The following is a 12,572-nucleotide window of genomic DNA, read 5'->3' on the forward strand; positions in this document are numbered from 1 at the left end:
AGTGATCGTTTACGGTACGCGGCCGTAGGATGCTTGCTGCCTTTCAATAACATTCAAATTAAAAGCCTTCAAGACAGTTGCTCCCACATTTAATCCTCGTTGCTTTGAGCATTGCGTTCGCTTAACTGATCGGCATTGGGGCTTGCCCACTCGCCAGCAGCCATTGCTGAAAACTGCGCGCCGCTGCGGGCGGGTTGCGGTGCAAAGGCTGCATCAAGTGCAGGCGCCCCTGGCTGTGCAGGGCGTCCGGCAGGGCCATTTGCAGGCGGCCGGCGGCAAACTCGCCGTCCAGCAGGCTCTTCCAACCTAGCGCCACGCCATGCCCCATTACCGCCGATTGCATCACCAGTTGATAGCTGTTGGTACGCAGCGCATGGCGTGGGGTGTAGTAGTCGGCACCGACGCCGGCAAACCAGTCGGCCCAGGTCAGCCAGTCGTGGTAGTGGTCTTCCACGATCAGCAACGTATGCGCATGCAGCAAATGTTGCACGTCGCGAATCGGGCCGTGGCGCGCCAGGTAGCCGGGGCTGCACACGGTGATGACCTGCTCGCTGGCGAACACCGGCGACAATTCCAGGCCGTGGGGCGCCGGCAGTTCATCCAAGTGATAGAACAGGCCCAGGTCATATTCACTGACATCCAGATGGCTGGGGCTTTCACTGCACAGCACGCGGATATCCAGGTCCGGGTGTTCGCGCTGGAACTGCGGCAACAAGCCGGCGAGCCAGATAGAACTGATGGTGGGTGTGCTGGCCAGGGTCAACTGGCGATCGGCGCCGCGACGGCGCAACTCGGCGGACTCACGGTCGAGTTCGCGCAACAGGCGCTGGATGGTGCGAAAGTAACGCACGCCGGCGGGTGTCAGGCTCAGACCCTGGGCCAGCCGATAAAACAGCGGACGCGCCAGGTCTTCCTCCAGGCGTTTGACCTGGCGACTGACCGCACTCTGGGTCAGGTTCAGTTCATGGGCCGCCTGGGTAAAGCTCAAATGACGGGCCGCCGCTTCGAAGGTCTGCAGACAGTTGAGCGGCGGAAGATCGACGTTTCGGCGCGACATGAGCACTTCCATCGGCAAATACGGGCCCGTGTGTAAACAGGCCCGAGGAGATCAACGTGGCACGCATCCTGCCAGTTGCCGGCTCACAGCGCGACCCTGGCCACACGTTTACTCCATTGCCGGCGGTGTTCCAACTGGCCATTTTCCCAGGCGGTCTGCTCCGCCTCGATGTAGAACCACTGCGCATCGGCGTGCACACTCAAGCGGCTTTCCACTTCCACGGCCCACTCATCGCGGCCGACAAGGTAATGCCACTCGATATCGGCACGGGTCGACAATGGGTCCCACGGCAAGGTGCGGTATTGCTCGGTGCAACGCTGGTCCACCGACAGGCCATGGTCGGTAAACCGCACCGCACCGAGGTCATCCTGGATAGTCACGCAGACTTCGCCACTGCCCACGTCTTCGCTCAGGGTGCGTTTCGGCGCGGCGGCGCGCAGCACTTCCAGGTTCGCCGGGGTCGCCGATTGGGGCGCCTCGAACGGGCAAGCGACGGCCGCGCCGGTAAACACCGGCAATTGCAAGGCTTGCAGGGCCGGCAGCAAGGTCAGCGTGGTCAGCTCGCGACTTGGCCACAGCAGCGGGAAGCTCGCCGTACTCAGCGCCAGGCGCAAACGATAGCCGACGGGCATGCGCATGCCGATGTGGTCGAGGTTTAAATGCACGTCCATCGGTTCGCCCGGGACGACAGGTGTGACCTGGGAAAGGTCTTCACGAAGCGTAAGATTGAGTACGCCATAGCTGATCTGGGTGACTTGGCCATCCGGCGCCACCGCATTCAGGCGCGCGACCAATTGCCCGCAGGCGGTGTCGCTGGCCAGGCGCAGCGTGAGGCGAGCATCGCCCAGCAGCGCCAAAGGTTCGGTCAGCGGTTGGGAGTCGAAGCACAGCGAATGGGCGTCATCGCGACGCTGGTCCGTGGGGCCATCGGGGCCAAACCAGATGGCGCAGTACTCACCCTGATGCAGACCGGTGGTCAGCGGCGAGCAGATGCTGCGCGGTGTGCTCAAGACCTGCGCGCCGGCTTCAAGGCCCTCTTCGCCCAGGCTGAAATCGGTCCATTGCACCTGCGGGTCCGGCCAGCCGGCTGTCTGCACCCAGATCCCCGGCCGTTCGGCATAACTGCCCTTCGGCGGCAGAATATCCTGTAGGTAAAAAGTGCAGGATGCGTCATCCATCACCCCGTTATCGAGGCCTTTGAGCCAGTGATCCCACCAGCGTTTGGCTTCTTGCAGAAAGCCGATGGCCGGATTGGGCACGGCGAAATGCGGGTACTTGTGAATCCATGGCCCGATCATGGCCTTCTTCGGCCCGGGCAGGTTTTGCATCAGGCGCGACACGGTATTGCGGTAGGCATCGCCCCAGCCGCCCACGGCATACACCGCCGCCTTGATCTTCGAGTAATCCTCGCACACCGAGCCGTGGTGCCAGTAGTCATCGCGTGTCTGGTGTTGCAGCCAGGTTTCGGCGAGCAGCGGCATGGCTTCCAGGCGTTGGTGCCAGAGGCTTTTCCAGGCGTCGCCGACCAGCAACGGGTCGGGCACCGCAGCGCTGAAGTTGAGCATGGTGGCGGCCCAACCAAAGTTCTCCATCAACAGGTTGCCGCCCTTGTAGTGGATGTCGTCGGCGAAACGGTCATCGGTGGAGCACAGGGTCATGATCGCCTTCAACGCCTCGGGCTGGCGCGCCGCGACTTGCAGGCTGTTGAAGCCGCCCCAGGAGATGCCCATCATGCCGACGTTGCCATCGCACCAAGGTTGCTGGCACAGCCACTCGATCACTTCGAGGGCGTCATCCTGCTCCTGTGCCAGGTATTCATCGGCCATCAAGCCTTCGGATTCGCCGTTGCCGCGCATATCCACGCGCACACAGACATAGCCCTGCCCCGCCATCCACGGGTGAGTCAGCGCATCACGCACGGCGGTGCCGTCACGCTTGCGGTACGGCAGGTATTCCAGGATCGCCGGGAAGGCCTGCGCGCCGGCGACGTCCGGCAGCCAGATGCGGGCGGCCAACTGTGTGCCGTCCTTCAAGGGGATCAGGCAGTGCTCGATTTCGCGGACCGTATAGGCAAACTCGGTAACGATTTCCATCGGTAACTCCAAACGCATTCAGTGCGGGCAAACGGCTCCCACGCGCCGGAAAAAAGCGCAGAGGGAAACACACGGGTTGTATGGCTCAGCGGGCGAACTCAGCCACGGAGTCGGCGCCACCCAGCTCGGTTTCAGTGGCCGGCATGGGGCTTTTCACCTCGAGCAGCGCCGGGTTTTTCAGCCAGAAGATCAGCGAAGTACTGGCGAGCAATACCAGGATCATCCCCGGCAAGCCGCCGAGATTGGACAGCATCTTCACCCCGTCAACCCCGACAAACGCGACCATCACCCACGACACCGTACCGATGATCAGGCCCCAGATAATTTTCAACAGCGGGTTGCCGTCGAGGTCGGAATCGGCCGTCACGCCTTTGCTGCACAGGTTGGCGATCACATCGGTGCTGGAGTCCGCCGCGGTGACAAACGAGATGAACGCCACGAACAGCAGGAATGCGATCATCAGGCCACTGGCCGGCAACTGCTGGAACATCTGGTACAGCACGTGCTCCACGCCCTGCTCGTTCAGCACGCGGTTGAGGCTGCCGTCGCCCAGAGCGTCGAAGTACAGGCTGGTGCCGGAGAAGATGCAAATCCACACCGCGGTGAACAGCGCCGGGTAGAGCATGTTGATGTGGATGAATTCACGCACGGTATAACCACGGCCGATCTTGCCCAGGAACAGCGCACTCACCGGCGCCCAGGCAAACCACACCGACCAGTAGAACACCGTCCAGCTGTGCGGCCAGCTGTCGCCACTGGCGGCGCCGGTGAACAGGCTGCGGCTGAAAAAGGTGTCGAGATACACGCCAAGCGACTCGACGCCGAGGCTGAACATGTACAGGGTCGGCCCGCACAACAGCACGAACAGACCCAGGGCCAGCATGATCCAGGTGTTGAATGACGACAACATCACAATGCCCTTCTGCAGGCCGCTGGCGGCCGACGCGACAAAGGTGATGACGATGATCGTAATGATGACGGCCAGGCGTAACGGCGTGGTTTCACCGCCGATGTACTGGGCCAAGCCACCGGCCAAGGTCAGCGCGCCAGTACCCAGCGACGACGCCATGCCGGCCACCAGGGCGAACATCGCCAGGGTGTCGATCAGCCCGGCGTAGCGCTTGACCCGCGCGCTGCCGAGCAGCGGCTCGAGCATGGCGCCGATGGAAAAGTTGCTGCGACGGTTGTAGAACACCAGCGCAAACACCAGCGAGGGCACCAGATAAATGGCGTAGGGCGTGATGGTCCAGTGCAGGAACATCGTCGACATGGCAAAGCTCTTCGCCGCCGCGCTGCCCGCCTCGATCGGCAGGCTGGTCGGCGGCCCATACAGATGATAGAGCGGTTCGGCGGTGGTCCAGAACAGCACGCCCACCGCCAGCGTGGTGCACAGCGCCACCATGAACCAGCGCCACTTGCTCAGCAACGGCTGGGCGTCTGCACCGCCGATACGCACCTTGCCCAGCGCGGAGAAGTAGACGATAGCGGTGAGCACAACCATGGCAAACGAGCCGGCGCTGAACAGCCAGGAGAAGTTCGTGAGGATCAAGGTGTTGAGCTGTTTGCTCACCGCAAGGAAGGCATTCAGGTCGATGTAGCTGGCGACCACCGCCGCCAGCAGAATCAGGAACGTTGGCCAGAACACCAACGGACGCAATGGATATTTCATCATGAGCCATTCCCCTTGCAGACTGTTTTTTAGTTTGGATAGCGCGCACCGCAGCATCCTGCTGCCGGTCACTCGCCTGGAAGTCTTCGCGTGGCTATAGATAACCGTTTAAGCGGCCAAAGGTGCAATCAACCAATGTGCATGGGGGTATTCCGCCACGTCATGACGCACCTGCGCAGTTCAAGGCGCGCAGGCAAGATAAATCGCACTTATGCATTGCCTGAAAAAATGTACAGTTTTTTTGAAACATGACGATATAAGTAACAAGGTGCCATGGATGAGGCCCGCAACGCTTATTGAGCCCTCACACTATGTCCCTATTGCCCTTCCTGCGCCGTGACCGTCATGCCCTTCAGCAACTGCTGGCCGCCATCCAGCGCGCAGAGGCACCCGAAGTCAAAGGTTGCAAAGAAGCCCCGGCGGTCCTTGATGCCTGGCGCTTTCTAGAATCATCGAACCGTGAAGCCCAATCGCGCATCAGCCAGCTGGAGGACGAACTCGAATCTGCCCGTGAATTGCTGCGCGAGTCAGCCGCTTGCGCGCTGGCCCATGACATCAGGTTCGACCTGGTGAATCGGGCTTCCAGCGAAGGCCTCTGGGATATGGAAGTGGTGGCCGGCGACCCGGTCAATCCAAAGAACCGCTTTTGGTGGTCGCAACAGTTTCGCAACCTGCTCGGGTTCAATGACGAACGCGACTTCCCCAATGTCCTGGCCAGTTGGGCCGATCGCCTTCACCCGCAAGACAAGCAGGCCAGCCTTGACGCCTTTGCTCGCCATCTCAACGACAAAACAGGCAACACGCCATACAGGGTCAAGAACCGGCTTGCGATGAAGGATGGCACCTACCGTTGGTTTCACGCACAAGGTGAAACGCTGCGTGATGAACGCGGCATGCCAATCCGGGTAGCGGGTTCGCTGCGCGATATTCATGACCAATTGGAACGCGACCTGGAACACGACGTCATCATCACCCGCTTTGAACTGGCCAGGGAGATGCTTTCCGATGGCTTGTGGGACATGGAAGTGATTGCCGGAGACCCGGTGAACCCCAAGAACCCCTTCTGGTGGTCGCCTCAGTTCCGAAGGCTGCTCGGTTTCGAAACGGTTCAGGAGTTTCCTGATGTCCTGGACAGCTGGGCATCCAGGCTGCATCCGGATGATAAAGAGCGAAGCCTCACTGCGTTCGGTGCTCACTTGAACGACAAGTCGGGAAAAACGCCTTTTGACATCGAGTACCGCTTGAAGATCAAGAGCGGCGAGTATCGTTGGTTCAGGGCTCGAGGCCAGACGCGACGTGACGCGCATGGCTCGCCACTGCGCGTGGTAGGTGCGTTGGTGGACGTTCATCTGCAGCACGAACAACAAGCCCTGCGATCGGCGGAGGTGGATCACCAGCGCACGCTGGAAACCAACATCGCCCAGCTGTCGCAGATTGTCGGGACCATCCAGAGCATCGCCAGTCAGACGAACCTTCTGGCGCTCAATGCCGCCATCGAAGCTGCGCGCGCGGGAGAGGCCGGGCGAGGCTTCGCGGTGGTTGCCGACGAGGTTCGCAAGCTGGCGACACGAACCACCGAAGCAACCGAACAGGCTGCCGGGATGATTGCTCGATAATACCAACAAGCCGAAATCAGGCACGACTCAGGACCGAACATTATGTTCAACAAACTAAGCATTTCGCAGAAACTCTATTTAAGTTTCACGGTAGTCGTTGTATTGATCGGCCTGCTGGTGGGGAGTGCTTATAAAGGCTTCGAAGCGGTAGAAGACGCCACGAACAGTAACGTTCATACCTACAAGGTCATCAGCAGCGCGCAGTCGGCGCTGGAACAGTTGATCAACATCGAAACCGGCATGCGAGGTTTCGTGATCTCTTCAAAAGATGCATTTCTAGAGCCGTTGATTGCCGGTCAAAAAGTTTTTGCAGAACAGTTGGACTTGCTCAAACGTCTAACGGCGGATAATCCGGCGCAACAGCAACGATTGGCGTCGTTGGGCGACACGCAAAAACGCTGGCTCGCTGAAGACATCGAGCCCATCATCGCCCTGCGCAAAAGCCTGACGGCGCGCAACGTGCCCGACGACGAACTGGACACCCGTATTGCCTCCGGCGCCGATAAAGCCAAGATGGACAGCATGCGCGCGACATTGGCCGAAATAACCGCCAACGAAAATGCGCTTCTGGTGACAAGAAGCCAGCAAATGGCCGATTCCAAAGGTCTGGCCATCACCATCCTGTTCCTGGGCGGTGCTTCGGCAGCTATCCTTTCATTGATTCTGGCAACAACGCTGGGACGCAGCACCACCCGGCGCCTGCAATTGGCGATCGATGCCGCCACGGCGATTGCCAATGGCAAACTCGATACCGTCATCGACACCAGCAGCCATGATGAGCTGCCCAAAGCGTTCGACCGCATGCAGAAGCGCCTGCGTGAAATGATTCAACAGATCAGCCAGGCCGCGAACCAACTGGTGGTCTCCGTGCAACAAATTTCCGGGGCGTCGGAGCAACTGTCCAGCGCGATCCAGGAGCAATCGACGTCGGCGTCGATGATGGCCGCCACCATCGAAGAACTGACCGTCAGCATCCATCACGTGTCCGAAAATGCCGATGAAGCCCACCAGCTCGCCAGCCGTTCGGGCCAGCAATCCAAAGACGGTGCGCGGGTTATCGAAAACACGCTGACCAGCATGAACGGCATTGCCAGGACGGTGCAGCACTCTTCGACCCAGGTTGCGGGATTAGGCCAGCATTCCGAACAGATTTCCTCGATCATCAGCGTGATTCAAGGCATTGCCGATCAGACCAATCTGCTGGCGCTCAACGCCGCCATCGAGGCTGCCCGGGCGGGCGAACAAGGTCGCGGGTTTGCCGTGGTGGCCGATGAGGTACGCCTGCTGGCACAGAACACCGGCAAGTCGACGCAAGAGATTTCGACCATGATCGAGAAAATCCAGGCAGGCGTACGCGACACCGTCGAAAGCATGCGCGGTGGCGTTCTGGAAGTGAATCAAGGCGTGGAAACAGCAGGCACCGCAGGGCAAGCCATCATCGAGATCCGCGACAGCTCGGACAAGGTTCTGCACGTGGTCGATCAGATTTCGTTCGCCCTGCGCGAGCAAACGGCGGCCAGCCAGGACGTTGCCCGCACCGTTGAGCGTTCGGCGCAAATGGCCGAAATGAACAACGTTTCAGTCCAGGAACTGCTCAAGACCAGCGGTGGGTTGAAGAACCTCGCCACCAGCCTTCAGCAGGAAGTGAGCAAGTTTCAGTTATAGCCATGAGAGGGCCGGCCAATATCGTTTGGTCCAGCTGAGCGTTGCCGCCTAGCGCCGGCAAAAGGTGGTCTATTTATTGAGCATAGGCTTATTTTCTTTATCTAATCCTTCAATCGCTGACGCTATGGGGAAGCAAGGATGAAAACTGTTAAAGCCGGTGTTTTGGAAATTGCCTACCTGGAGCTCGGGCCGGTAGATGGCCCTCCCATCGTATTGCTCCACGGCTTCCCCTATGACGTTCATGCCTACAATGAAGTCGCCAGGATCCTGGCTGCGGCTGGAAAGCGATGCCTCACGCCTTACCTGCGTGGTTATGGCCAAACCAAATTTCTGGATGAGCAGACCCTGCGCTCTGGAGAGCAGGCGGCACTAGGCGCCGACTTGCTGGCTTTCCTCGACGCCCTGAACATCGAAAAAGCGGTGCTTGCGGGTTATGACTGGGGTGGAAGAGCGGCTTGTATTGTCGCCGCGCTATGGCCGGAACGGGTAAGCGCTCTGGTCAGCTGTGGCGGCTACAGTATTCAGAATATCGCCGCAGAGCACGCGCCGGTTTCACCCGAAGCCGAGCATCTCCTTTGGTATCAGTACTATCTTCACGGTAGCCGTGGTCGCGCTGGATTGACCGCGAACAGAAAGCAATTCTGCCACTTGCTATGGCGCATGTGGTCCCCCACTTGGGGGTTCGCACAAGAGACGTTCGAGGCGACTGCAGCAGCGTTTGAGAACGACGACTTTGTTGACGTGGTAACACACTCGTACCGTCATCGTTTTGGATTGGTTGAAGGTGACCCGGCCTATCGAGACATAGAATCCCGGCTTGCCGAGCAACCAAAAATCACTGTGCCTTCACTTGTGCTGGAGGGAGGGGCCGATGCGGTCGATCCACCTGCCGAGGATGACCCATTCGCGCGACATTTTACCGGGCCGTATCGCCGGGAGATCCTGGAAGGCGTTGGCCACAACGTTCCCCAAGAAGCGGCAGAAAAATTTGCCGACGGGATCTTGAGCCTCGGTGGTTGAGGTCATGAAAGTTACACAATAAACCCGTGATATTGATCGATCAGCTCGGGGCAATTCCCCTGAATGTAGTGTTCACGGCCTTCCTCCGTCAGGGCCTGACAAATCCCCCCTGTAGTGAGCGGGCTTGGCCCGCGCCGGGTGGCGAAGCCGCCCCAATAAGGACAACGCCGAATTGCAGATAAAATTCGGTCGCCTGGTTTGGGGCGGCTTCGCCACCCAGCGCGGGACAAGCCCGCTCACTACAGATACCGATGCTTCAGGGGCATGCCCGTTCATGCGCGCAGATTGACGACTCAGTATGGGCTGGCAGTCGGACGCACCACAATCTCACTGACATCCACATCGTCGGGCTGTTCGATGGCATAGGCGAGCGCGCGTGCAATGGCGTCTGCGTTGAGCGCCACGCGACGGAAGGCGTTCATTGCCTCGCGCGCCACCTCATCGGAAATCGTATCGGCCAGTTCAGACTCGACGACTCCCGGACACACCACGGTGACCCGAATCTTGTCCGTTTCCTGCCGCAGGCCATCCGAGATAGCCCTGACAGCGAATTTGGTCGCGCAGTACACCGCGGCTGTCGGCGAGACCGCGAGGCCGCCGATCGACGAAATATTGATAACCTGGCCGAACCCTTGCGCCTCCATGCTGGGCAAGACGGCGGCAATACCGTGCAGCACCCCGCGAACGTTGACATCCAGCATCCGGTTCCATTCGTTCACCTTCAACGAGGCCAAGGGAGACAGGGGCATCACGCCCGCGTTGTTAATGATCACATCGACCTTGCCATGGTGTGCCTTGGCGAACGCCACGAACGCATGCATGGACTCCAGCTCCGTAACGTCCAGCGCACAGGCACTCGCCGAACCACCTTCAGCCTGGATCTCGCTCACCAGATTTTCCAGACGGTCGATACGGCGGGCACCGAGTACCACATGGGCACCTTTGGCGGCGATCAGCCTGGCCGCCGCTTCGCCGATACCACTGCTGGCACCGGTAATCAGTACGACTTTGTGTTTGATGTTCGACATATCCGTGGCTCCTGTTGCAGGCATTGAAGTTCAGCCACGACCGCTGAAGAAGCGGATGTAGCTGAGGGGTACGTCGCAAAGGTTAGAGGTATTGGCCAGGTCGACGCTTGCTGGAACCTGCACAACTCTTGCCTATTCGTGCCTGAATGCATCGCTCATATCGCTGCTCATGCAAACGGCAGTGGCCCACGGAATGTGCCGGCACCCCGTGGGTAGTCAGCCGTATCCCCGCCGCACGTATGCGGATCGAGCCCTACTGGCGCCATGCAAGACAGGATTGAACGCCCCGTAACCTCATAGCAGTGCTGAGCCGCGTTTACATTCCAGGCTTTCACCTAAGCCACGGATCATCTCCATCAATGCCTTCACCCGCAGCGGCAAATTTGCGGCCGGGTACACCGCGTGCATCTGTGGGCTCTCACCGCTGCTGGAGGTGAGCTTGTACTCAGGACAAACCCGCAGCAGGCGCCCCGCTTCTACTTCGGGCTGCGCCATCCAATCCGCCAAGCGGGCGATCCCGACGCCCGCCAGGGCTGCCTGGAATACCGCCAGCCCGGAGCTGAAACGAAATTTTGGATGAACCCGAAAGCTGATGGCCTGCTCCTCACTGCGAAAATTCCACTCCTTGAGAATTCGCGGCGCCGTATGCAGAATCAGCGAATGCGACTCCAGTGCCTCGATGGAGTCGGGTATACCGTTGCGCTCCAGATAGCCGGGGCTGGCATACAAATAACGTGAGTAATTCCAGAGCGCAAAGCCGATCAAGTCGCTGGATTGTGGAAACGCGCCACGAATCGAGAAGTCCAGCTTGCTCTTGGCCGGATCGATGATCTCATCGGTGAAAATCACATCGATATTAACGTCTGGATAACGCTGGCAGTACTGCGCGATCAACCGGGGCAATACCCCGTGTCCGAGAAACTCGGGGGCGGAAAAACGAATCCAGCCTGAGGCCAGGCCGCTGAGACCGGCCAGGTCTTCATCCACCTCACGTTGCAGATCGAGCATTTTATAGGCGTGGGGCAATAAGCATTCGCCCGCTTCGGTCAAGCTCACGGCATTGGACGAGCGATTGAACAACTTTAGCCCTACACTTTCCTCCAGGGCTTGAACGGCGCGGGTCAGTGCGCTGGGGGAGCGTCCCAGCGTCCGTGCCGCGGCGACGAAGCTGCGCTTGCGGGCCACGGTGGCGAAGGCTTCAAGTTCCGCCAACATATTCAATGCCACTTTCCACCTCATTGCGTTTTTCACAACGCGGCATTGCAACACAAAAAAGGCCCTTCCGTTAACCTTCCCGTTCACCCACAAGGATGGGGCAAACAGGAGCGCAAGGACGTGTCGAAGCTGGATGAAATAATCGGGAAAGCCGCAGCGTGTGTTGATGAAGCAACTCATGAAGGGCTGGAAAAAAAATCAGTGACTTCGACCCGACGGGAGATACCGCAAATTCATCTGTCGCTCGAAGAACAACGCACACTTCAGGCTGGTCTGGCATCGCTGGACGTGACCGATAGCGCCTCGGGTATCCGCCACATGCCGGTCCTGGGGTTGTTGCTGGAAAGTGTCCTGAGCACCGAGAAAATCCAGCAGCTACGCAATTTTCCCCAGGCCCGTGAAGTGGCGATGATCGTCAGGGGGCTGCCGCTGGACCCGCAACTGCCCGCCACGCCCTACGACCTGGAGCCGGGTATCCAGAACTTGTCGATTCTGGCCGGGGCTATTTTGTCCGTGCTGCAAACGCTGCAAACCCGCCCGCTGGCATACGAGGGTGAAAGCAACAACACAGTGTTCCGGCATGTATCGCCCAAGCACAAGCGAGAGACTGAAAAGAGCTCCTATGGCTCGCGCGCGGATCTGGACATGCATGTCGACAACCCCCACCCGCCTTTGACCTGCGAACCCGTCTCGCAGTTGTCGGCCTGTCCGGAGTACCTCTCCCTGACCGGCCTGCGCTGCGAGCTCGACGTGCCGACGCGCATCGTCGCCATTGACGAGGTGCTGGCCATTCTGCCGGCCTGCGTCGAAGAGGAATTGTCACGTCCGAACTTCACCGTTCGCCGACCGGCCTCTTTCGGCAAACAGGGGAATGTGCTGGAAAACGTCCCCTTGCTGTACAGAAGCGCAACCGCTGGCCTGTATTGCCGCTACAACAAAGCGAGTGTCGAAGCGACCTGCACCAATGCGCAGTTTGCCCTGCAACTGTTCGCCGCCGCCGCCAATCATCCCGATGTCGTGCACCACGTACTGCTGCAACCAGGGGACATGCTGATCTTCAAGAACCAGCAAACCCTGCACGCCCGGGATGGTTTTACACCCCGCTACGACGGCCGTGATCGCTGGATGTTGCGTGTCTTCGGGGTCAATGATCCGACACGCGTGGTGCCGCTGGACCCTCATCAACCCTACATAGTCAGAGCCTGATTT

The 12,572-nt window shown here is 59.6% G+C and carries 9 protein-coding genes; 4 read left to right on the plus strand and 5 right to left on the minus strand.

Annotation, left to right across the window (positions count from 1 at the left end; genetic code table 11):
* Window positions 1-121: 121 nt before the first annotated feature.
* The 3 genes from H0Z09_RS26165 to H0Z09_RS26175 form a co-directional block, all read right to left on the minus strand.
* A complete protein-coding gene (locus tag H0Z09_RS26165) occupies window positions 122-1,057 on the minus strand; it encodes a LysR substrate-binding domain-containing protein (protein ID WP_186694618.1) in 936 nt (311 codons plus the stop codon).
* A gap of 83 nt (window positions 1,058-1,140) precedes the next feature.
* On the minus strand, window positions 1,141-3,150 hold the full coding sequence (locus H0Z09_RS26170) for a CocE/NonD family hydrolase (protein ID WP_186694620.1): 2,010 nt from the start codon (window positions 3,148-3,150) through the stop codon (window positions 1,141-1,143).
* Between the two features lie 85 nt (window positions 3,151-3,235).
* Window positions 3,236-4,819: a BCCT family transporter gene (locus tag H0Z09_RS26175; protein ID WP_076954771.1), complete on the minus strand. Its 1,584-nt coding sequence runs from the start codon at window positions 4,817-4,819 to the stop codon at window positions 3,236-3,238.
* Between the two features lie 311 nt (window positions 4,820-5,130).
* Between H0Z09_RS26175 and H0Z09_RS27520 the strand changes: the two genes are divergently transcribed.
* From H0Z09_RS27520 to H0Z09_RS26190, 3 genes are all read left to right on the plus strand, one after another.
* Window positions 5,131-6,435 carry a PAS domain-containing protein gene (locus tag H0Z09_RS27520; protein WP_186694622.1) on the plus strand — a complete coding sequence of 435 codons (1,305 nt, stop codon included), beginning with the start codon at window positions 5,131-5,133 and terminating at the stop codon, window positions 6,433-6,435.
* Between the two features lie 42 nt (window positions 6,436-6,477).
* Window positions 6,478-8,100: a methyl-accepting chemotaxis protein gene (locus H0Z09_RS26185; protein WP_186694624.1), complete on the plus strand. Its 1,623-nt coding sequence runs from the start codon at window positions 6,478-6,480 to the stop codon at window positions 8,098-8,100.
* A gap of 138 nt (window positions 8,101-8,238) precedes the next feature.
* Complete coding sequence (locus H0Z09_RS26190) at window positions 8,239-9,120, plus strand: alpha/beta hydrolase (protein ID WP_186694627.1); 882 nt, start codon at window positions 8,239-8,241, stop codon at window positions 9,118-9,120.
* Window positions 9,121-9,413: 293 nt separating this feature from the next.
* On the opposite strand, the gene H0Z09_RS26195 is transcribed toward H0Z09_RS26190, so the two are convergent.
* Together H0Z09_RS26195 and H0Z09_RS26200 are read right to left on the minus strand one after the other, a co-directional pair.
* Window positions 9,414-10,148, minus strand: a complete 735-nt coding sequence (locus H0Z09_RS26195; protein WP_186694629.1) for an SDR family oxidoreductase — start codon at window positions 10,146-10,148, stop codon at window positions 9,414-9,416.
* Between the two features lie 294 nt (window positions 10,149-10,442).
* Window positions 10,443-11,375 carry a LysR substrate-binding domain-containing protein gene (locus H0Z09_RS26200; RefSeq protein ID WP_186694631.1) on the minus strand — a complete coding sequence of 311 codons (933 nt, stop codon included), beginning with the start codon at window positions 11,373-11,375 and terminating at the stop codon, window positions 10,443-10,445.
* A 108-nt stretch (window positions 11,376-11,483) separates the two neighbouring features.
* On the opposite strand from H0Z09_RS26200, the gene H0Z09_RS26205 reads away from it, so the two are divergent.
* Window positions 11,484-12,569, plus strand: coding sequence for a TauD/TfdA family dioxygenase (locus H0Z09_RS26205; protein WP_186694633.1), 1,086 nt, complete (start codon window positions 11,484-11,486; stop codon window positions 12,567-12,569).
* Window positions 12,570-12,572: the final 3 nt, after the last annotated feature.

Source organism: Pseudomonas sp. SWRI18 (assembly GCF_014268345.1).
GTDB lineage: Bacteria > Pseudomonadota > Gammaproteobacteria > Pseudomonadales > Pseudomonadaceae > Aquipseudomonas > Aquipseudomonas cedrina.

Bases quoted from the DNA above. Each gene is read 5' to 3' on its own strand.
- H0Z09_RS26165 (WP_186694618.1), bottom strand. From the start codon at position 1,057: ATGTCGCGCCGAAACGTCGATCTTCCGCCGCTCAACTGTCTGCAGACC.
- H0Z09_RS26170 (WP_186694620.1), bottom strand. From the start codon at position 3,150: ATGGAAATCGTTACCGAGTTTGCCTATACGGTCCGCGAAATCGAGCAC.
- H0Z09_RS26175 (WP_076954771.1), bottom strand. From the start codon at position 4,819: ATGAAATATCCATTGCGTCCGTTGGTGTTCTGGCCAACGTTCCTGATT.
- H0Z09_RS27520 (WP_186694622.1), top strand. From the start codon at position 5,131: ATGTCCCTATTGCCCTTCCTGCGCCGTGACCGTCATGCCCTTCAGCAA.
- H0Z09_RS26185 (WP_186694624.1), top strand. From the start codon at position 6,478: ATGTTCAACAAACTAAGCATTTCGCAGAAACTCTATTTAAGTTTCACG.
- H0Z09_RS26190 (WP_186694627.1), top strand. From the start codon at position 8,239: ATGAAAACTGTTAAAGCCGGTGTTTTGGAAATTGCCTACCTGGAGCTC.
- H0Z09_RS26195 (WP_186694629.1), bottom strand. From the start codon at position 10,148: ATGTCGAACATCAAACACAAAGTCGTACTGATTACCGGTGCCAGCAGT.